General features: G+C 49.7%; 19 protein-coding genes. 14 read left to right on the plus strand and 5 right to left on the minus strand.

The window, feature by feature from the left end; all coding sequences use genetic code 11:
* Positions 1–55: 55 nt before the first annotated feature.
* Positions 56–571, minus strand: a complete 516-nt coding sequence (locus OI18_RS16005) for a hypothetical protein (RefSeq protein WP_152616854.1) — start codon at positions 569–571, stop codon at positions 56–58.
* 322 nt (positions 572–893) lie between these two features.
* Between OI18_RS16005 and rimO the strand changes: the two genes are divergently transcribed.
* Positions 894–2,201: a 30S ribosomal protein S12 methylthiotransferase RimO gene (gene rimO, locus OI18_RS16010; RefSeq protein WP_039141591.1), complete on the plus strand. Its 1,308-nt coding sequence runs from the start codon at positions 894–896 to the stop codon at positions 2,199–2,201.
* Between the two features lie 64 nt (positions 2,202–2,265).
* Here rimO and OI18_RS16015 read toward each other — a convergent pair whose 3' ends face one another.
* Both OI18_RS16015 and OI18_RS16020 read right to left on the minus strand, forming a co-directional pair.
* Complete coding sequence (locus tag OI18_RS16015; protein WP_039141593.1) at positions 2,266–4,443, minus strand: xanthine dehydrogenase family protein molybdopterin-binding subunit; 2,178 nt, start codon at positions 4,441–4,443, stop codon at positions 2,266–2,268.
* A 44-nt stretch (positions 4,444–4,487) separates the two neighbouring features.
* The gene (locus OI18_RS16020) at positions 4,488–4,952 is read right to left on the minus strand and encodes a (2Fe-2S)-binding protein (protein WP_039141595.1); all 465 of its coding nucleotides are present in this window, start codon (positions 4,950–4,952) and stop codon (positions 4,488–4,490) included.
* A gap of 64 nt (positions 4,953–5,016) precedes the next feature.
* On the opposite strand from OI18_RS16020, the gene OI18_RS16025 reads away from it, so the two are divergent.
* Genes OI18_RS16025 through moaCB form a run of 9 tightly spaced genes read left to right on the plus strand, consistent with a single transcriptional unit; the run spans position 5,017 to position 12,487 of the window.
* Positions 5,017–6,201, plus strand: coding sequence for an XdhC family protein (locus OI18_RS16025; protein WP_039141597.1), 1,185 nt, complete (start codon positions 5,017–5,019; stop codon positions 6,199–6,201).
* Positions 6,191–6,808: a nucleotidyltransferase family protein gene (locus tag OI18_RS16030; RefSeq protein ID WP_039141600.1), complete on the plus strand. Its 618-nt coding sequence runs from the start codon at positions 6,191–6,193 to the stop codon at positions 6,806–6,808. The genes OI18_RS16025 and OI18_RS16030 overlap by 11 nt, the downstream gene beginning before the upstream one ends.
* Entirely contained in the window at positions 6,789–7,769 is a 981-nt protein-coding gene (gene moaA, locus OI18_RS16035) for a GTP 3',8-cyclase MoaA (RefSeq protein WP_039141601.1), read from the plus strand. The genes OI18_RS16030 and moaA overlap by 20 nt, the downstream gene beginning before the upstream one ends.
* Positions 7,770–8,963 (plus strand): molybdopterin molybdotransferase MoeA, encoded by a 1,194-nt coding sequence (locus OI18_RS16040; RefSeq protein WP_240312786.1) that lies wholly within the window; start codon positions 7,770–7,772, stop codon positions 8,961–8,963.
* A 10-nt stretch (positions 8,964–8,973) separates the two neighbouring features.
* Positions 8,974–9,705, plus strand: a complete 732-nt coding sequence (locus OI18_RS16045; protein WP_039141604.1) for a sulfite exporter TauE/SafE family protein — start codon at positions 8,974–8,976, stop codon at positions 9,703–9,705.
* 13 nt (positions 9,706–9,718) lie between these two features.
* Positions 9,719–9,958, plus strand: a complete 240-nt coding sequence (locus OI18_RS16050) for a MoaD/ThiS family protein (protein ID WP_039141606.1) — start codon at positions 9,719–9,721, stop codon at positions 9,956–9,958.
* 39 nt (positions 9,959–9,997) lie between these two features.
* Positions 9,998–11,128, plus strand: a complete 1,131-nt coding sequence (locus OI18_RS16055) for a HesA/MoeB/ThiF family protein (RefSeq protein ID WP_039141609.1) — start codon at positions 9,998–10,000, stop codon at positions 11,126–11,128.
* A complete protein-coding gene (locus tag OI18_RS16060) occupies positions 11,106–11,552 on the plus strand; it encodes a molybdenum cofactor biosynthesis protein MoaE (protein WP_039141610.1) in 447 nt (148 codons plus the stop codon). The genes OI18_RS16055 and OI18_RS16060 overlap by 23 nt, the downstream gene beginning before the upstream one ends.
* The gene (gene moaCB / locus OI18_RS16065) at positions 11,534–12,487 is read left to right on the plus strand and encodes a bifunctional molybdenum cofactor biosynthesis protein MoaC/MoaB (protein WP_240312787.1); all 954 of its coding nucleotides are present in this window, start codon (positions 11,534–11,536) and stop codon (positions 12,485–12,487) included. The genes OI18_RS16060 and moaCB overlap by 19 nt, the downstream gene beginning before the upstream one ends.
* Here the strand turns inward: moaCB and OI18_RS16070 are convergent.
* A complete protein-coding gene (locus OI18_RS16070) occupies positions 12,481–15,021 on the minus strand; it encodes a DUF3857 domain-containing protein (protein ID WP_039141613.1) in 2,541 nt (846 codons plus the stop codon). The genes moaCB and OI18_RS16070 overlap by 7 nt on opposite strands.
* Positions 15,022–15,113: 92 nt before the next feature.
* Here OI18_RS16070 and OI18_RS16075 point away from each other — a divergent pair, with 92 nt between their 5' ends.
* Both OI18_RS16075 and OI18_RS16080 read left to right on the plus strand, forming a co-directional pair.
* On the plus strand, positions 15,114–15,767 hold the full coding sequence (locus OI18_RS16075; RefSeq protein WP_082038003.1) for a DNA alkylation repair protein: 654 nt from the start codon (positions 15,114–15,116) through the stop codon (positions 15,765–15,767).
* 93 nt (positions 15,768–15,860) lie between these two features.
* Positions 15,861–17,267, plus strand: coding sequence for a glycoside hydrolase family 140 protein (locus OI18_RS16080; protein WP_052273293.1), 1,407 nt, complete (start codon positions 15,861–15,863; stop codon positions 17,265–17,267).
* A 3-nt stretch (positions 17,268–17,270) separates the two neighbouring features.
* On the opposite strand, the gene OI18_RS16085 is transcribed toward OI18_RS16080, so the two are convergent.
* Positions 17,271–18,542 (minus strand): sterol desaturase family protein, encoded by a 1,272-nt coding sequence (locus OI18_RS16085; protein WP_039141616.1) that lies wholly within the window; start codon positions 18,540–18,542, stop codon positions 17,271–17,273.
* A 42-nt stretch (positions 18,543–18,584) separates the two neighbouring features.
* Here OI18_RS16085 and OI18_RS16090 point away from each other — a divergent pair, with 42 nt between their 5' ends.
* Positions 18,585–20,342, plus strand: coding sequence for a DUF885 domain-containing protein (locus OI18_RS16090; RefSeq protein WP_039141619.1), 1,758 nt, complete (start codon positions 18,585–18,587; stop codon positions 20,340–20,342).
* 72 nt (positions 20,343–20,414) lie between these two features.
* Complete coding sequence (locus OI18_RS16095) at positions 20,415–21,665, plus strand: NAD(P)/FAD-dependent oxidoreductase (protein WP_039141620.1); 1,251 nt, start codon at positions 20,415–20,417, stop codon at positions 21,663–21,665.
* Positions 21,666–21,667 lie beyond the last annotated feature (2 nt).

The following is a 21,667-nucleotide window of genomic DNA, read 5'->3' on the forward strand; positions in this document are numbered from 1 at the left end:
GGGTGGGACCCGACGGGTGAATGCCGACGGGTGGTACCCGACGGGTGAAAGTTACTCAGAAAGTGAACCTTACGGCCACTCCGCCCCACAAATCCATATAGGGGTGGTCAACGAATTCTACATACGGCTGCAGGTCAAGGCTCATGTTGATAGGAGCGCCCTTGAACTTGTAGTCAAGACCCACGACGCCATCAAGTCCAAATGAACCACGTCCCTCCTCAAAATGATCGTCTTCATCATGGTCGTGGTTTCCATTATGGTGGTGACGATGCCAATTCTCATTATACACCCCCGCATGGAAACCCGGGCCGGCATACCATTTCAGTCCTGGTGCACCACTGAAATCTCCGTGAAACTCGTATAGCCCGGTAAAGCGGAATCCGTGGTCCCAGAAGTACCCGAGTCCTTCCAAAGCCCGGTTATCTTTTATAAAGTGCTTCACGGTAACGGCGCCAGGCCAGAACTTCACACCGAGGGCAGTTTTGTAACTGCTTCCCATTGACTGTGCATTTGTTCCCTGCGCAAATCCCATCGCTGCTATAATGGCCACGGCCATCATCCATCTTTTCATATCTGTACGTTTTGCCCCGGGGAATGCGAAAAACGGGCCAATTATAGTTGTCTTAACCATGCTTTATCCATGTATTATCCATGCTTTAAAATACCTGCGACAGAAGGGATAATACATGGTTAATACATGGTTAATACATGGATTAGCGTACATAAAATTGATAATCAGCACTTTGTATAAGTGCGCATTTTACACTTAAAATATATTGTGCTAATAACCAAGTAGTTAGGAAGCCAAACGCCGGGTGGGACTTCAAATTTTGCTTTTTACTTTGAATGCCCCTTGAACAATTTGCGTAATTTTGCACCTCATTTGAAAAGGCATGAAAGCAAGAACGCTGAAGAAGGACAAGGTCAACATCATTACCCTGGGTTGCAGTAAGAACATGGTGGATAGTGAGGTGCTCAGCGGACAGCTGAAGGCCAACGACATAGAAGTGGTTCACGAGAACGGTAAGCTGGATCATAATATCGTGGTGGTTAATACCTGCGGTTTTATCGATAAGGCAAAAGAGGAATCCGTAAACACCATCCTTGACCAGGTTGCCCTGAAGCAAAAGGGAAAACTGGACAAGGTATATGTAACAGGCTGTCTCAGCCATCGTTACCGCGACGATCTCGAAAAAGAGATCCCCGAAGTGGATGCCTGGTTTGGAACCATGGAACTTCCCCTCATCCTGAAAGAACTCGAAGCAGACTATAAAGCTGAATTACTTGGTGAGAGACTGCTCGCCACGCCTAAACATTATGCCTACCTGAAGATCTCCGAAGGTTGTAACCGTACCTGTTCATTTTGTGCCATTCCTTTGATGCGCGGTACACACGTGAGCCGCCCGATCGAAGAACTCGTAAAGGAAGCAGAAAGCCTCGTGAAGAAGGGTGTGAAGGAAGTAATGCTCATTGCACAGGAGTTAACTTATTACGGTCTCGATCTCTATAAGAAACGCCAGTTAGGCGAGCTGTTAAACAAGCTGGCTGATGTGGAAGGACTGGAATGGATTCGCCTGCATTATGCTTACCCGTCTAAATTCCCGATCGAATTACTGGACGTGATGCGCGACAGGAAGAACATCTGTAACTATCTCGATATGCCGCTGCAGCATGCTTCCAACAACATGCTGAAAGCAATGAAACGCCAGATCACGCGTGAAGAAATGGAAACGCTGATCGCGGACATCCGCGCGAAAGTGCCTGGCATCTGCCTGCGTACGACGCTGATCACCGGCTTTCCTGGCGAGACAAGGGAAGATGTGGAAGAACTGAAAGACTTCCTTCGCCGCATGCGCTTCGACCGTGTAGGGATCTTCACCTATTCACACGAAGAAAATACCTCGGCATACGACCTTGTTGATAATATTCCGGCAGAAGAAAAAGAAGCCCGCGCGCAGGAGATCATGGAAGTGCAGCAGGAGATCAGCCTCGAAAAGAACCAGGAGAAAGTTGGAAGGACTTTCCGCGTTCTCGTTGATAAAAAAGAAGCCGGCCGTTACCTTGGCCGCACTGAGTTCGACAGCGTTGAAGTGGATAACGAAGTAGTGATCAATACCAACAAAAAGCTTACACCAGGTGAGTTTGTTGATGTATTGATTACAAAAGCTTACGATTACGATCTCGAAGGAGAATTGGTATAAAAAACTGGTATAAATATGAAAGGCGTTCCTCCCCGGAACGCCTTTTTAATTTTGAATTTTTATTTTAACCCAGTTTCTTCAGGTCGAACGGAAGCTTCCTCACCCTCGTTCCCGTCAGGTCGAAAATCGCGTTGCACAAAGCCGGTGCGAACGGTGGCAAAGAAGGCTCACCAACACCACCAGGCTTTTCCTCGTTTTCCATGATGTGCACTTCGATCTCAGGAGTGTCGGAAATTCTCGGCATCCGGTATTGATGGAAGTTGGTTTCAACAGCCCTGCCAGCCTTGAAATTAGTGGCATGAACTGCAGCGGCTCCTAGTCCCATGATGATGCTGCCTTCCACCTGCTGGCGGATAATATCAGGGTTGACATACCAGCCGCAATCCATCACGGTGTAAACCTTATCGATCTTCACTCCACCTGAAGGGTTCTTCGACACTTTTACCACTTCCCCAACAATACTTGCGAAACACTCTGCGATTGCGAGACCCCAGCCTTCATTCTTACCACGCTTGCTCCAGCCGGAAACTTCATCAAGCTTGTTAAGTAATGCATGGTAACGTTCCTTGTCGCCGGGGATATGCATCTTGCGAAACTCGAGCGGGTCTTTCCCGGCTGCGATCGCGAGTTCATCCCAGAAACTTTCAAATGCAAACGCGTTGGTCGACGAATACACCGAGCGCCACCACATTACAGGGATGGCCGCTTCCGTTGGAATATCAGCAAAGCGGTAATGGGGTATCATATCGAAATAGGCTTCAGGGAAACCTTCGGTCGTACTGCGATTGTACTCACCCTTATCGGGAATGGGAGCCCACTGGTGATCCATATTCTGTGCGGCCATCTTGATCTGCATGGCATTGACCCTGCCATTGGCAATGCTGGCCTGGCAACCATATACGGCACCCGGGCGGAACGGTCCCTGCGTCATATCATCTTCGCGGGTCCACACAACCTGCACCGGCGCTTTAATAGCCTTCGAAATTGTCACAGCTTCGGTAGTGTAATCCGTAAACGCCTTGCGACCGAATCCACCACCAAGGAAGGTCATGTTTACGATCACCTTGTCGGCAGGGATTTTGAACCGGTCAGCCAGGTCAGTCTGGATCCAGTCCGGGCCCTGGATCGGTCCCCATACTTCGATCTTTTCGTCGGTATAATGTGCTGTACAATTCAATGGTTCCATTGCACTGTGTGACTCGTACGGCGTTTCATAAACCACTTCTACTTTCTTTTCCGCTTTGCCGATCACCCTTTCGCTGTCACCGAGTTGCCGTTGGGTAAGTCCGGGTTTTGCCAGGTCCTTCCGCATGCGGTCGTACAACTGTTCGGTATCCACCGGGTCGATGCCCGTCTCGTCCCATTCAACCTTCAAAAGCTTGCGTGCTTTTAAAGCGTTCCAGACATTATCTGCAATCACCGCAACGCCTTCCCGCGTACCTGCGAATACAGGCATCTGCACGCGGATCACATCCTTCACTCCCGCAGAGGCACGGGCAGCTTTATCGTCGACTGATTTGATTTTTCCATGGAAGGTCGGGCATCTTTCCACGACTGCGTAGACCAGTCCGGGGAGACGATGATCAATCCCAAACACCGCAGTGCCATTGAGCTTTGCGGGGGTATCGAGCCGCGGCAATGGCTTGCCGATGATCTTATAGTCCTTTCTTTCTTTCAGTTTAACGCCGGTCTGCGGCTTCAGCTTTGCAGCATTTTCCACCAGTTCACCATAGCCGAATTTCCTGCCTGTCGGGCGATGGATCACAAATCCTTTTTCTGCATAACATTCATCAAATGCTGTGTTCCATTTTGCAGCAGCAGCGATGACCAGCATCTGTCGGGCGGCAGCACCTGCACGCAGCATGTTCTTGAATCCGCCTCTCACCGTTGAGCTTCCGCCGGTGATCTGGCTGCCCCACTTGGTCTGGTGACCAGGTGCAAAAGCAACCTTCACTTTATCGAGCTCCACTTCGAGCTCTTCCGCAACGATCTGCGGAATGGCCTGGTAAGCACCCTGGCCCATTTCAGCACGGTGACTCATAATGGTTACCAGTCCATTTTTATCTATAGATACCCAGGCACTCAGTTCAACACCCTGTTCAATCGCATCCCCTGCTGTAAACAGCTCCGGGATGCCTTTGGCGGCTGCAGGCATAAAAAAGCCGACAGTCAGTGATGCGCCGGTAAGCCCGGACATGCGGATGAAATTCCTGCGGGAAAATTTATTAGGAGGGTTTTGCATAATCAATGATCATTTTTTCGAAGTGAAAGAAAAATCACGCGTAATTATTTAGCTGCAAGTTTAGCAGCTGTTTTAATGGCTTTGCGGATCCGGGGATAGGTACCGCAACGACAGATATGTCCCTGCATGGCCGTGTCAATCTGTTCATCAGTCGGCATTGGGTATTTTTTCAGCAATGCGGCTGCTGCCATCATCTGTCCGCTCTGGCAGTACCCGCACTGGGGAACCTGCTCGGTTAGCCATGCCTGTTGAACAGGATGCGTGAGGTCAGAAGACAATCCTTCCACAGTGGTAATGGGTTTTTTTCCAACGGCGCTCACCGGCATGCTGCAGGCGCGTACCGGGGTTCCGTCGAGGTGAACGGTACAGGCGCCGCACTGTGCGATCCCGCAGCCGTACTTGGTTCCGGTCAGCTGAACGATGTCACGGATGACCCAAAGCAGCGGCATGTCAGCGGTCGCTTCAACTGCATAATTTTTCCCGTTAATGTTGAGTTGATAGGAGGGCATACAAAACTGGTTGTTTAGGGGTAAAAGGTAATAAATGTTGCTGATAGGTCGTACTTTTAGTAGGATGAAAGAGATAAGGGATATACTAGCGGCATACGACGTTGCAAAAGCTGAGGGCCGTGATGCGGTTCTGGCTACTGTCGTGCACGTGGAAGGTTCATCATACCGCAAGCCCGGGGCAAGGATGCTGGTCACCGACGATGGCAGGTTAACAGGGGCGATAAGTGGTGGTTGTCTCGAAGGCGATGCCCTCCGCAAAGCCCTGATGGTACTTGCCGACGGCCGCTCCAGGCTGGTAACCTACGATACTTCCGATGAAGATGATTTCACACTGGGCGTACAACTCGGTTGCAACGGTGTGATCCATATCCTGATTGAACCGATCATCGCTAAGGATTCCAACAACCCGGTCATGCTGCTGCGGCGGCTGATCAGCAATCGCAGTTCAGCGGTACTGGTCACATTGTTTTCATTAAAAGATAAGGTCAACAACCAGGCGGGCACCTGCCTGCTTGCCGATAGCAGGGATAATTCCTGGGGTGCGATGCCGGCATCGCTTGAGCAGTATGTGCGGGCAGACATGGCCGTTGTGGCAAATGCCCGGCAGAGCATGATTAAGACCTATACCAGTGGCGAGATCGCTTACACTGCATTTGTGGAATGGCATCCGCCCGTGATTCACCTGGTAGTGGCAGGCGCAGGTAATGATGCATTTCCACTGGTTACATTATCGGAAATGCTGGGTTGGACAATTACGGTTACTGATGGACGTAATACCCATGCCAATACGACCAGGTTCAGCAGCGGATGCAATGTGGTGGTGTCAAAGCCGGAAGCATTGCTTCAGCAGATGTCGATTGATGAATATACAGTTGCCGTACTGATGTCACACAATTACAACTACGACCTGGCGATGTTGCGTTACCTGGTCAACTCGCCTGTCAGTTATATCGGGATGCTTGGCCCGCGGAAGAAATACGAGCGGATGAAAGAACAACTGGCTGAGGAAGGCCAGGCATTGACTCCGGAACAGGAAACAAAGATCTATGCACCTGTCGGACTGGATATCGGTGCGGAATCGCCGGAGGAAATTGCTGTTTCCGTGATCGCCGAGATCAGCGCCGTTTTCGCTTCCCGCAAAGGCGGCTACCTGCGTGAAATGGCTACACCGATCCATGACCGCGCCAGCCAGGAAGTAAGGCAGCAACATATTTCGCCAGACCAGAAGCCAGTACATCATGAGAAATGATCATACATATGCCGTGGTGGTGCTCGCTGCGGGGGCATCGCGAAGGATGGGACGACCCAAGCAGGGATTGATGTATCATGGTGAACCGCTGGTGAAACACGCTGTAAGTGCCGCTCTCGAAGTCAGTGACCGTGTATTGGTTGTAACCGGTGCAAACAAAGAAGTAACTGAAGAAGCTATTGCCGGAATGATGGTCACATTGGTTCACAATGAAGACTGGGAAACCGGGATGGCTTCATCCATATTTGCAGGCATCGAATACCTGGAAGCCGGTGAAGATTACGATGCCGGCGTAATCATTACAACCTGCGACCAACCGATGCTTACAGCTGACCACCTGCAGGCGCTTATAAATGAAATGGAAACGACAGGTGCCGGCATCGTTGCATCGGTATATTCACAAACAATGGCAACCCCAGCTATTTTCGACCGCAAATATTTTCATGAACTGAAAGGGCTGAAGGGTGACAGGGGCGCAAAGGAATTGTTCGTGCAACATGCTTCGGACACCCGCGGAATCGCATTTCCAGGTGGGGAAATCGACATGGACACGGAAACCGACTATGAAACACTTTTAAAAATGAAGAATGATCCAGGACAGGTATAACAGGATACACGATTACTTACGGATCTCACTGACCGATAACTGTAATCTTCGCTGCTTTTATTGCATGCCGGAGGAAGACTATGAATTTACACCTGCCTCTAAGCTGATGCAGGTAGATGAGATCCTTGCCATATCGGAGATCTTCGTTTCGATGGGCGTGAATAAGATCCGCCTCACCGGCGGTGAACCATTGGTAAGAAAAGATGCGAAAGCGATAATGGAAGGATTGTCGAAGCTGCCGGTAAAACTGACTATCACAACGAACGGTGTAAGGGCACATGAATTTGTCGATACTTTTGAAACTGCCGGCATCCGGTCGGTGAATGTAAGTCTTGATACCCTCAATGCAGACAGGTTCCAGTTGCTCACCCGCCGTAACCAGTTTGCAACTGTGAAGAACAATATTGAGATGCTGGTCAACCGGCACTTTCATGTGAAAGTGAATATGGTGGTGATGAAGGGCATCAACGAAACAGAACTGCTCGATTTTGTGGGGTGGACGAAAGACCTTCCCGTTCACGTGCGGTTCATAGAATTTATGCCCTTTGCCGGTAATAAATGGCAGCACGAGAAAGTATTCAGCTGGCAGGAAATGCTTGAAGTAATTACTACCGTGCACCCGGTTGAGCGTCTTTCCGACGGAGCGCACGATACCGATAAAAAATACCGTGTGCCCGGCAGCCCCGGCACATTTGCCGTGATCAGCACCATGAGCGCGCCTTTCTGCAGCACCTGCAACCGCATGCGCCTCACCGCCGACGGAAAAATGAAGAATTGCCTCTTCTCCCGCGAGGAAACCGACCTGCTGACCACATTCCGGCAGGGCGGTGATATCCGTCCGCTGATCCTGAAATCAATTGCGGAAAAGGCAAAGGAACTGGGCGGCCAGTTTACCAGCGATTATGCCCATATTGATGCCAGCAAACTCGAAAACAGGAGCATGATCACAATCGGAGGATAAATGAAAAACATCATAAGCGTATCGACAGCCAAAGCTTTGGTTAAACAGCATGTGCCGCTGATGCCGGCCGGACAGGTAAAACTGGAGGCCGCTGATGGCTTAACTCTCGCCGAAGACATTAAAGCCCCACTTGCATTGCCGCCGTTTGACCAGTCTGCCATGGATGGTTATGCATTCCGGTTTGCAGATTGGAATGGCAGCCCGATGAAGATCGAAGGCGAGCAGGCTGCAGGCACTGCGGCTGTAAATACCCTGGTAACAGGAACCGCTATGCGCATCTTCACCGGTGCTGCATTGCCGGCGGGCGCAGACACTGTTGTAATGCAGGAAAAGACCACCCGTGATAATGGGCTGCTGACCATAACCGACGAACAACTCGTTGAAGGCACGAATGTCCGGAAGGTAGGGTCGGAAGTGGATAAGGATGTAGTGGCGATCGGCAAAGGAACAACTTTACTGCCTGCGGCACTTGGACTGCTGGCATCGATGGGCATCACTGAAGTGCCGGTATATAAACGTCCACAGGTGAGCCTGCTGATCACCGGGAATGAATTGCAGACGCCGGGAATTCCTTTGGTACACGGACAGGTATACGAAAGTAATTCTTACACCCTGCGCGCCGCATTACAACGTGCAGGGATAAACGATATTAATATCATCCCTGTAAAGGATGATCCCGACCAGGTGGAGTCTGCCATCAGTTCTGCAATCGGAAGTTCGGACCTGGTATTACTCACCGGAGGCGTAAGCGTGGGAGATTATGATTATGTGGTCGGAGCTGCAGGCCGGGCAGGAATTGAAACAATCTTTCACAAGATCCGGCAGCGACCGGGAAAGCCATTGTTCTACGGACGCCACTCCAAAGGGATAGTCTTCGGACTGCCCGGAAACCCGGGATCCGTGCTGACCTGTTTTTATGAATATGTGTACCCGGCGATCTGCGCCATGATGGGAAAAGATTTCGAACAACCTGTTATCACAGCTGTGCTGCAACGTGCATATTCCAAACCAGCTGATCTCACTTGTTTTGTAAAGGCAGGTTACGATGGTAAAAGCGGTGTGATGCCGCTTGACGCCCAGGAATCTTTCCGGTTGCGCTCCTTCGCGGTTGCCAATGCACTCATTAAGCTTGAGGAAGGAAAAACGGAATATCTTGCGGGAGAGCAGGTAGAAGTTCATCCTATTCCCATGTAATACGATCCTTATGGGCTACGAATGGTTATTTTTTAGTTTGTTGTTCATTGTCGCCTTCCTCTATGCGTCAGTCGGCCATGGCGGCGCAAGCGGGTACCTGGCTCTTATGGCTTTATTCGGGATGGCGCCTGATGTCATGAAGCCAACGGCATTGCTCCTGAATCTCTTCGTGTCACTCACTGCCTTCCTGCAATATTACCGCGGCAAACATTTCAGGTGGAACTTGTTCTGGCCACTGGCGCTGGCTTCGGTGCCGTTTGCTTTCCTGGGTGGACTGGTCGAAGTTAATGATGAGATCTATAAAAAATTCCTGGGTGTGTTGTTGTTGTTGCCGGTGATCCGGTTCTGGTTTTTCCAGAAGATTGATGTAGTGGAAACAAAAGAGGCCGACCGTGCCATCCTGTTCCTCACCGGTGCTTTGATCGGGTTTTTGTCCGGGCTCATTGGCATTGGCGGCGGCATTATACTTTCACCGGTTTTATTATTGTTACATTATACCAACCAGAAGCAAACCGCAGCCATCAGTGCATTGTTTATACTGGTGAATTCAATGGCTGGACTAACCGGGCAAATGACAAGAGGCATAGAATGGAGCAGTGGCATGGCCGGGTTTGTTGCGGTGGCCTTTGCCGGGGGACTACTCGGCGCCTGGCTGGGTGCCCTGAAATTCAGGCAGTCTGTACTGAGGAATGTACTGGCGCTCGTATTACTGGTGGCCGCGATCAAATTGCTGGTCACCTGAAAATTAAATTGACATGCAGGCACAATTGACGATACTCTTTTTTGGACAACTGGCGGAAGCTGTGGGAACAGGCATGGAAACAATTGCCCATGTCCGTGATACGGTTCAACTTGATGAACTGTTAAAAGCCCGGTACCCCCGACTGAATGGTTTCACTTATGTCAGGTCTGTAAACAATAAAGTAGTCAGTGGAATAACGGAGATCCCGGAAGGCGCCACCATCGCTTTACTGCCACCTTTTTCAGGAGGATGAGAGAGAGTAAACAAATAGTGAATTTAAGGAAGGAACAACATGAACAGGGAAGATTTATATGAACGATACCAGCGGCAGATGATGTTGCCGGGGTTTGGTGAGCAGAAGCAAATGCTGCTGGAACAAGCATCCGTACTGGTGATAGGGGCGGGTGGACTGGGCTGCCCGGTGTTATCGTATCTCGCTGCAGCCGGCGTGGGCAGAATTGGACTGGTGGATGATGATGCAGTAGAGATCCATAACCTGCACCGCCAGGTGATTTATACCATGGAAGACCTGGGGAGGGCAAAAGTAACGGTTGCGGCTGAACGCATTTCCGCCCTGAACCCTGGGGTTATCATCGTTCCCTATAAACAGCGGGTAAGTAACCAGAATATTCGTGAACTGGTGGAAGGTTACGATCTAATCATTGATGGTACGGATAATTTTGAAACCCGCTACCTCGTAAATGATGCCTGTGTAATAGCCGGCAAACCATTGGTATATGGCGCCATTTCGCAGTACGAAGGGCAGGTGTCTGTATTCACGCCCGACTTTCATTACCGCGATCTTTTCCCTGACCCACCTGCACCCGGCTCTGTTTTGAATTGCAGTGAGGCGGGCGTGATTGGCGTGTTACCCGGTCTCATCGGCATACTGATGGCCCAGGAAGCGATCAAGATCATTACTGGCATCGGCCAGCCGCTATACGCAAAGCTGTTGCTCTGGAACCTGTTGACCAATAACAGTATGGTCATGGAAAATTCACCCGACGGGTGGCACCCGACGGGTGAGGCCCGACGGGTGGGGCCACGAAACTGGACGGAGCTGGAAGCGTTCGACTATTCGTGGTTCTGCGGCACAGGCAAAGTCAACAACATAACCGCAGCGGAGCTGAAAGCAATGCGCGCACAAGGCGAATGGCTGGTGATCGATATCCGTGAGCCGCATGAATTGCCCGGAAGCGAAGGACTGGCAGATCTGCGCATTCCTTCAGCAGAGCTTTTACCGAAGCATATCGGCGACACAGCAGAAAAGATCGTTTTTGTTTGCCAGTCAGGAAAACGGAGTGAAGCAGCAGTGCTGCGCTTCTCGAATCTTTTGGACGGTTCCCGCCAACTCTATAGTTTGCAGGGTGGTGTATTGGGCTGGAGTCAATTTCAACAATATGAGCAAAGAGAAAACCATTAAGAATATTTTCCGGGAAGGGGCTATTCCCGCTGAATTCATCGGCAGTTCTATTGCCAGTCACCAGGCTAAGACCAGTATTGGCGGGCACAGCATTTTCCTGGGACAGGTTCGGGCCGACGAGATCAATGGCAAAACAGTAGCCGCGATCGAATATACTACCTACCAGGAAATGGCACTGGAACAGATGCACCTTATCCGCGAAGAAACAATTGCGAAATATGCGCTTACCTGCATGCATGTTTACCATAGTCTCGGCACGGTGGAAGCAGGCCAGATCTGCCTCTTTGTATTCACTTCGGCTCCTCACCGTAAAGCGGCTATTGATGCCTGTGAGGAGCTTGTGGAAAGGATAAAAAAAGAATTACCTGTGTGGGGAAAAGAGATCTTCGAAGGGGAAGGTCACCAATGGAAAGTCAACACCTGAACATGGTCAACATCACGCATAAGCAGAATACATACCGGATCGCGATCGCAACGGCAGAAGTCCGGGTTTCCGAACCGGCAACAATATCAGCTATTAATGAGAAGCGGGTGCCCAAGGGCGACGTACTGGAATGCAGCAGGGTAGCCGGCCTGCTTGGTGTGAAGAATACCAGCTCAGTAATTCCTGACTGTCATCCCTTACCCGTTGAATACACTTCTATCCGGCACAGCATTGACGGGCTGGCAATCCGCATCGAAGTGGAAGTGCATACCATTTACAAGACCGGTGTGGAAGTGGAAGCCATGCATGGCGCCGCCGTTGCTGCATTGACGATGTATGATATGCTGAAGCCGATCGATAAGGGTGTGGTGATCGGGGAGATCAAACTGCAGCAAAAAAAAGGAGGGAAGTCGGACCGGGCATTCGCCCCCGGAGTTACAATCCGTACGGCGGTGGTAGTATGCTCTGATTCGGTGGCCGCTGGCGATGCAGAAGATATTTCGGGAAAAACTGCCATGGCACTGCTGGAAGAATACAGTATTCCTGCCACGCACTATAGTGTTATCGCTGATGATCCGCAGGCTATAACTTCTACCTGTGAAAAACTGGTCAATGACGGTTATAATCTTGTACTGCTTTCCGGTGGCACAGGCGCCGGTCCACGTGATATTACGCCCGAAACAGTGTCGGCAATCATTGACCGGCCCATGCCCGGAATTATGGAGCATGCACGGTCATATGGACAATCCTACACGCCCTATTCCATGCTCTCTCGCGGTATTGCAGGGTTTGCAGGCAACACGCTGCTGATCACCTTACCAGGCTCACCCAAAGCAGTAACCGAAAACATGCGGGCGATCTTTCCGCATGTGCTGCATGTGTTTAGCGTTAACAAGGGCGGGCGACACGATGAAAGTAGAAATTCAAATCAGTAAGGGTCGCTCTTCGATTTTACGAATACGCGTTTCACATTCTGCGATTTTATTACGTAGGGAATCCAGACAAGGCAATACACGCAGGAACGCCCGATTGCTTTATAAAGGTTTGTCATCGCGTCCGGTACAAGTGCATCAACCTTGCTGACGTTATATACAGTCAGCAAAACAAGATTGCCGATCAGCAGGCTTAATGCGTAACCGATAAAGAACCGTGGGAAAATATCCCGTTTCATAAAATACCAGTAACACAAAGCGCCCACGCCAATGAGCCATGCAAGGCTGACGAAGAGCTCAGCATAAATGGCATACACTGCAATTTCACCACCAGCATCTTCAAAAACCTGGTAAGTGCCCGGCGTATAGTATCCCGACGTGAGGAAGTTGTACAACTGGATAATTCCGCCACCGACCAATGTAAATCCAAGGAACCCGGTGGCTCCCGAGCGTTTTTCCGGCAGGTCTGTCCATTCCATCATGAACTGCCTGTTGTTATACCACCGGATGAAGGTCAGCCCGATAACAGCACAAAACAGGGTCAGCAACATGGATGGCCAGTTGATGCTCTGTACGGACGATGTGTTGGCGGTATCATCCGCTGCAAAGCCATCCGTTTGATATAATTCAAACTGCAGCACATCCTCTATGCGGGCATAGTCTTTCCGGTACGCTGCAACTTCTTCGGCGGGAAGATGGTCTTTTATTGTTTTATAGAGGTACGTCAGTGTTATAGTGTTGCCCGCGACCTCAGGTTTGTAAGAGAAACGGTAAGCGTCGTTCTCGATGTTAAACGGTTTAAGCGGGAAGCTCCAGTGCTCCGGCATGTGAATGTTCATTTTATATCTCAGGTAGCCTGGATCCGGAAGCGACAACGGCGCATTGGCAGCCAGGTTTTTTGCTGAAGGCAGTTTCTCATAGATTGCCTTGGCCAAAACGGAGAACGACCTTTTGCCGTGGTCAGTTTCCTCCCAGATCCCGGGGATCTCGTAGGTTTCAGTGACCGTGACAATATTTTCAATACTGTCATCTTCAAACCCGATCTCGCCGCTGAGTTTTATACTGTCATAAATAGCCGAATAATAGTTTGTGTATTGCTGTTCAATGGACGACTTGCTTGATGAACTGAAATAGCTTCTCATATCATCAGCAATGCCACCGGAATAAATTGTTTTTACTTTCAGTGTACTGTTGCCTTTGTCCGCCGCCTTCACTGACAGGTCTTCTTCAATTTCCACGTTGTTGACAACAGCTTCTTCAATGTCCTCCAGTCCACCTGTGCCTTCTTTCAATACAAGTGATTTGCCGTAAGGCGGAATGTAAATATTAATGAGGCTTCCGCGTTGTTGCTGGTTTGTGGCATCGATGAATACATATCCAGATGAACGTTCAATGGCAACGATGGCATGGTTGAACATGATTGCGGCAGGAGATTCATTTTCCACCTTTGCACGGAGACTGGTATTTACCAGTGCAACATAAGATTGAATTCCTTCTTCCCGCAGCATGCACACCAGCAACAGTGCCTTGTCCTTACAATCGCCGTATCCCTGCCGGAAAATGTTATTCGGATCGTGCGGTTTATGCGTGTACACACCCACTTCAAAACCAAGGTAACGGATCTCATCCTGTACATACCTTGTGGCGAGTTCTGCATACAGGTCTTTGTTTCCTTTTGACTGCGTCCGTAATTCGGCGATCTTTTTCTTCAATGGCGCATCAAGCGGGAACCGGTAGTTACTGAATACTTTTACCCCCCAGCTGCCTACTTCAGCCCAGCTTTTAAAAGTGGTAAGTGTGGTATAAGGATATTTGTCGAACCATGCCGGGGCCCCGGATACTGACTCATATTTCTTCAATTCAGGCTGGCTCCAATGATACAGTTTCAGGTTATTGTGATCCTTCACTACGGGCTGTGACGCCTGGTTGTATAATGCGTACTGGAGGGGTTGTGCAGGCGAACTGAATACACTGTAGAAGAAATTGGTGATGGGTGTGCCGTATGTGAAATACTGCGATGTTGTAAAGTGGTTTCCAAACACTGGATTGAAGCCGGTAACCGAGTAGGCATAATCTATGCGGTCATCCTTTCTCACATCTTCAAGAATTACAAACGCTCTTTTCTCGTTATTGTACTGGTAGTTTCCGGCCGCGGTTTCCTCCTGCACTACGCGGATCTGTTTTGGTGAAAGCCGGCTGATAATCCTGCCGTCACGCACCTGGTTGATATAATGAAATGTGACCTTCTGGTATTCCGGTGAATAAGTGACGGAAACTTCCGAGGCTTGCTGAACACCCGTTTCATTGATGATGTGACGAATAAAATGAGAGTACTCCGTTTGCTCAGGTATGTTCACCTGTACGTCCATCAGGCCGTAATAAAAGCCATCGCTGATCTCTTTATCATTTGCCTTACGGTTATGGTCGGGCGCAATGGTAAAAAGCCATGATGGGGCGGACTGAATGGAAGGTTGCTGGGCAAAGACTGCGAGATGACAGGTAAGGGTTAACAGGGCCAGGGTCAATTTTCTCAGCATGGTTTAGGATGGTTTCCGGCCCAAGATAATTTTCTAATTCAGAATTTAAAAGGGAAAAAGTAAAAAGCCGTTTATACTTTTTAATTTCAACCGTGACTATCGACGAATTAAAATCTGCGCTGGATTTTCACCGCGACAACGATGCCGCCAAAGCTATGGCTGCCTATATGAAGGGGCATTTTGAATTTTTCGGGATCAAGCAACCCGTACGAAAAGCCCTGTCAGCGGAATTTATCAAAGCAAACAAAAAGCTGGAGGAAAAGCAGGTGCTGAGACTGGCGGACCAGCTCTGGAAAATGTCCGAAAGGGAAGCGCAATATATTGCCATGGAATTGCTGTACGCGGCAAGGAAAAGCCGCACAGAAAAAAGCGTTACATTCTACCTGGACCTGGTTACCCGAAAATCGTGGTGGGATACGGTTGACTTTATAGCCACGCGCCTTATCGGCGAATCTTACCAGGGGGAGCGCCGGCCAAGGGTAATGCTGAAGTGGGTGAAGAGCGAAAACACCTGGCAGAACCGCACAGCCATCCTGTTCCAGCTAAATTATAAGGATAAGACAGATAAAGAACTGCTGTTCGAAACCCTCACCGCCCTGAAGCACAAGAAGGAGTTCTTCATCCAGAAAGCCATTGGCTGGAGCCTGCGGCAGTACTACCGGACTGACCCCGACGCTGTGAATGACTTCGTCGAAGAAAGCGGAATAACCGGCCTGGCAAAACGAGAGGCTCTCAAGCATACGTAGAGGCCAGGCCGCCTAAACCTTATGATTTAAAATATGTTTAAGTAGCCCTTCCCACAGGAAATAAAAGAGGTCTGCCAACCGTTATTCATTCCCATGAAGACGTTACGTTACCTTATCTGTATTATGCTGCTGGCAATATCCTCTGCGCTTTCCGCCCAGAAAACCTGGAAGCACGGCCGCCTGCGGGTAAGTGCAGATGCACATTTCCTGGAAACGAGCAATGACAGGCCATTTTTCTGGCTCGGCGACACCGGATGGGAGCTGTTCCACCGGCTGAGTTTTGAAGAAATCGAGGTATACCTGGAGGACAGGTATGCCAAGGGTTTTAATGTGATCCAGGCGTCAATCATTGCAGAACATGAAGGGCTTAAAAAGCCAAACCGATATGGTGCGCTCCCGCTGACCCAGAACAAGCCTGAAACACCCAATAATAATTATTTCGCGCTGGTGGATACGGTCGTACGACTGGCTGCAACCCACGACATGTTCATGGCGCTGGCGCCGGCCTGGGGCGATAAGGTGACCGGCAAACCCGGGTCCGCGATCTTCAACAAGGAGAATGCCTACAAATATGGAAAATGGCTGGGTAACCGCTATAAGAATGATGAGAACATCATCTGGATGCTCGGCGGTGACCGCGCTCCCCAAAAGGATACAAATGACTGGCGCCCGATCTGGCGCGAAATGGCGCGTGGGATCCAGGAGGGAAGCGACTACAAGGCTTTCATCACCTATCATTCCACTGTCGGCGAAAAAAGCAGTACCAGCCAGTCACTTCATAAAGAGCCCTGGCTCAATATGAACACTTTCCGAAGTGGTAATACCTCAAAAGACATCCCGGTCTGGACTTATATCGAGCGCGACTTTAAACTGCCGAGCCCTAAACCCACTATCGATGTCGAACCTAACTTCGAGGACTACCCGGTGAACCCGTCTCCCAGGTGGACCGAACAAAAGGATGGCTACTTTGACGATTATGACGTTCGCAGGCAATGTTACCGTTCCGTTTTTGCAGGCGCTGCCGGGGTAACATATGGCCACCATGGTGTGTGGCAGTTCTATAGCGAAAGGGAAGAGCCGATCACCTTCGCCGACCGCAGCTGGACCAACGGCCTTGATCGTCCGGGGGCTTTCAGTGTAAGCTATCTGCGCAAACTGATCGAATGCAGGCCTTTTATCGGCAGGATCTATGATCCCTCGCTCATTGTTGAAGGACAGGGCGAGAAAGGGGAATATATTACCGCTTTCAGGGGAAAGGACAACGACTATGCGATGATCTATATGCCTGTTGGCAAGACCATCAAGGTGAAGACCAAATTCATGAAAAGCTCCGATATAAAAGTGTGGTGGTATGACCCGCGGATCGGCCTGATGGTAAGGGGGATCTCCCTTTATCGCAAGGACGTGCTGGAGTTAACACCACCGACGAAAGGAGTGGGGCAGGACTGGGTGCTTGTATTAGATAATCCTGACTACCAGTATCGTCCACCCGGAAAATAATGATTAAACTGTAACGCTCAGTTGCCTGTTCTCCCGCAGGTATGCATATGCGAACCAGGCGGTAACAACAATTGATAGGATGAAATAGCCAATCAGCATCGGTTTAACCAATGGCGAATACTGGCTTACTCCAAACCAGTCGCCCTGCTGGATAATGATGCTGATCCCGAACAGGTTTTTCATGCCTTCCCATACCAATGCCCCGGGGTTCCTGTCCATCAGGTCAGTAAACGCATATACCTGCAGGAATACAAACAGCCCGTAAACAAAGATTCCCGGCGATCCGATCTGTGCGATATTCCCAAAAAGATAACTGATGAAGAGCAGGCACATGCTTAGCTGGATCCAGCTCCACACATGCATGGCGACAGACACTTTCGGATCGTATTTCTCGAAGTGATAAGGATCGTCAATCTTATATACAGGAAACTTTTCTGCGACATCTGCAGGACGCCAGCCGGTAGGCATCAACCAGATGCGGAATTTATCGCGCCAGTCTGCCGCCCGCCATGCATCTTTCGTCAGCAGCCACATGTGCTGGAAATTGATCTTGATCGGGTTCCAGGTCCGCACCGGTCTTGTGATTCCATATACAGGTGGAATGTCTTCCCTTTCTTCCTGGAAAGTCCCGAATAACTTATCCCAGAAAATAAAGATCTGTGAATAGTTCTTATCGAGGTATTCCGGGTTCAGCGCATGGTGCACGCGGTGATGCGAAGGAGTTACAATGATATGTTCGAGAAAGCCCATCTTATTGATATGACGGGTATGATACCAGAACTGTGCAAACAAATGCAGTGGTGCCACAACTGCAATAACTTTGTCAGGTACGCCGAGTACAGCTGCCGGCAGCAGGAAGATGATAAAGATCTTGACTATCGATGAAATGCTTTGCCTGAGGGCGCATGCCAGGTTGAATTCTTCACTGCTGTGATGGATGATATGGTTGTTCCAGAAGAAATTATACTCATGTGCGATGCGGTGTGTCCAGTATCCCGAGAAGTCGAGTGCAAGGAACGCAATGGCATAGGTAAGCCATCCGTCAGGAACTGTTACGAGTGCAACACGATCAACAAGCCAGCCATAACTGATAATGGCGATGCTAAGTCCCAGCACGTCTTTGGTAACATTGGTTATGCCGGAGCTGAGACTGGAGATCATGTCCATATTCCTTACGGTATCGAAGCCTTTTCTCCAGCCGTACCATTTTTCGAACAATACAAGTAACAGGAATGCCGGCATGGCAATGAGTAGTATCTTTCCGTAGGTTTCCATATAGCAGCGATCCTTTGTACGAATTTAAACAGATTTTAGCCGATGAAACGAATACCAGCCCGAATCTTGACCGTGATCACCTTCATGATAACCAGCCTTGGCCTGACTGCACAGGAGGGATTCAATTCACCGGCACTTAAAAGCCTGGTCGCCAGGATGGAAGCTTTTGACCGCAGGGAAAATGAAAGCGACAGTTTCCCGCTCGGCAGGTACGCCGAAGAAGACTTCAAAAGGCGCTATGCTTTCAGCAAATCAACGCTTGCCGACCTGCAAAATATCGATACGGCAAAGCTTGATTTCAATGATTATATCAGTTGGGAACTGCTGCGGTTTTCCCTGGAAGATGAAGTGAAGGAATACGAAATGAAGCGGTACCTCAATACTGTGTTGAGTGACTATGGCTTTCATATTGGTTTTGCGGGCTTTGCCAACACGCCAATAAACAATGCTTCCACTGCCGAAAAATACCTGCGCAGGCTGGAGGCATTCCCGGTTTATGTACGTCAGCAGATTGCGTTGTTGAGAAAGGGATTGTCGATCGGGCTTTCGCAGCCGGATTTTATTATCCGCGGCTTTGCAGCAAGTTATGACAAGCATATTGTGAGCGATGCTGAGCAAAGCATTTTCATTCATCCTTTTGATCAGCGGCCGTCTTCGGTTGACAATGTGCGGTGGAATGCTTACCGTAAACGTTGCCTGCAGCTCATCGATAATAACATTGTGCCTCAATACCGGATCATCAAGGCATTTTTCGAGCAGGAGTATATTCCCAAAACCCGTAAAAGTATTGGAGCAAGTGAATACCCCGATGGCAGGGCATACTACCAGCAGCGGGTGAATTTTTATACCACATCTACCGTTTCTTATGAAGAAGTGTATGAGACCGGGCTGAAGGAAGTGGACCGTATCAAAGCAGAAATGGAAAAGGTAAAAACTGCGACCGGATTTAGGGGCAGTCTACAGGAATTCATTGGTTTTTTACGGACTGACAAGCAGTTCTATGTTACGACTCCTGAAGCACTTTTGAAGGAAGCCTCTTTTATTGCAAAAAAGATTGATGGATTGTTGCCCGCATACTTCGGCAAGCTTCCCCGGCAGCCGTATGCCGTGCAGCCTGTTCCCGCGCACCTTGCGCCCAATTATACTGCGGGCCGTTATTCCGGCGCCCCGGTAAACAGTACACGGTCGGGCGAATATTGGGTGAATACCGTGAACCTGCCAAGCAGGCCATTATACAACCTAGAGGCCCTGACCTTGCATGAAGCGGTTCCCGGCCATCACCTGCAGATCTCGCTGACGCAGGAACTCGACAGCATTCCGGCGTTCCGAAGGAACTTTTATGTAAATGCTTTCGGTGAAGGCTGGGCTCTGTATTGCGAATACCTTGGTCGCGAAATGGGCCTGTACCAATCGCCCTACTCGCGGTTCGGCCAGCTCACTTACGAGATGTGGCGGGCATGCAGGCTGGTAATTGATGTAGGCATCCATGCGAAGGGGTGGACCAGGCAGCAGGCTGTGGATTATCTTTCGTCGAATACAGCATTAAGCCTGCACGAATGCAATACCGAGATCGACCGTTACATTTCCTGGCCCGGGCAGGCACTCAGTTACAAGATAGGCGAGCTCACGATCCGCCGCCTCAGGGAGAAAACAGAAAAGGCCCTGGGTAACCGCTTTAATATTCGATCCTTTCATGATATGATCCTTTCCCGGGGCACTGTAACCATGAAACTGCTCGAGCAGATGACTGACAGGTACATCAGTGAACAACTTACCCACACAGCTTCAATCAGTCAATAAGATGCGCGCTTTTATATATTTTTGACAATTGTGCCTGAAGCATTTTTTAATTTATAATATTTACTTTTTACTTTGAGCAAAGCGATAGTAATTGGTGGCGGAATTATCGGCCTTAGTTCCGCCTTCTACCTGCAGCAGGACGGATGGCAGGTGACCGTTATAGATAAAGATGATTTCCTGAATAACTGCAGTTATGGAAATGCGGGATATGTTTGTCCTTCGCATTTTGTTCCCCTCGCAACGCCTGGCATTGTACAGCAGGGCTTGAAATGGATGCTGAATTCACGCAGCCCGTTTTATATCCAGCCACGGCTCAGCTGGTCGCTGATCGACTGGTCAATGAAATTCATCAAAAGTGCAACACCTGAAAAAGTTAAAGCAGCAGCGGTGCCATTGCGTGATATTGCATTGCTGAGCCAGCAATGTTACCTCGATTGGAACAATCTTCCGGGGTTTGAAATGGCGTATGAGCATAAGGGTTTGATGGAATATTTCCAGACTGCTGCAAAGGAAGAGCATGCACATCATTTCTGTGAAGATGCACGGGCACTGGGACTGGATGCCGTGATGCTGAGTGCTGCGGAAGTGCAGACCCTGGAGCCACAGACAAAAGTGAATGTGAAAGGAGCGCTGTATTTTAAGTGTGACGCCCATGTGTACCCGAATAAAGTGATGCAGTCGCTCATTCAATACCTGCGCGACAAAGGAGTGAAGTTTGTGACACATGAAATGGTTACGGGTTTTGAAAAGCAGGATGGCCATATTAAAACCGTCATCACCAATAAGGGAAGGCATGACGCAGATACTGTTGTGCTGGCGACAGGTTCCTGGAGCCGTGAGCTGGCAGCAACAGCGGGATTGCGTATCCCGATTGTGGCGGGCCGTGGTTATTCGATAACGATGGAAAATTCTTCCAACCTTTTAAACCATCCCGCTGTTCTTATGGAAGGCCGGGTGGCGATAACGCCAATGGATGGCAACAAGATCAGGTTTGGCGGTACAATGGAGATCACTGATACCAACCGTCCACCGCGCATGAGCAGGGTGCAGGGAATTATCGATGCGGTGAAGAGATACTTGCCGGAATTTGAGATCCCGATGCCGGCGGAGAAGGATGTGTGGTACGGATTCCGTCCCTGTTCTGCAGATGGCATGCCTTACATAGGGCGATGCCGGAATGTTCCGAACCTGGTAGTAGCAACCGGCCATGCCATGATCGGAATGAGCCTTGGTGCGGGTACCGGTAAACTGGTAAGCGAAGTGGCAGGAGAGAGGCGGACATCAGTTGACCTGGCGCCTTACCTGCCCGAACGATTCAGCTAACG

It is taken from the genome of Flavihumibacter solisilvae (genome assembly GCF_000814475.1).
GTDB lineage: Bacteria > Bacteroidota > Bacteroidia > Chitinophagales > Chitinophagaceae > Flavihumibacter > Flavihumibacter solisilvae.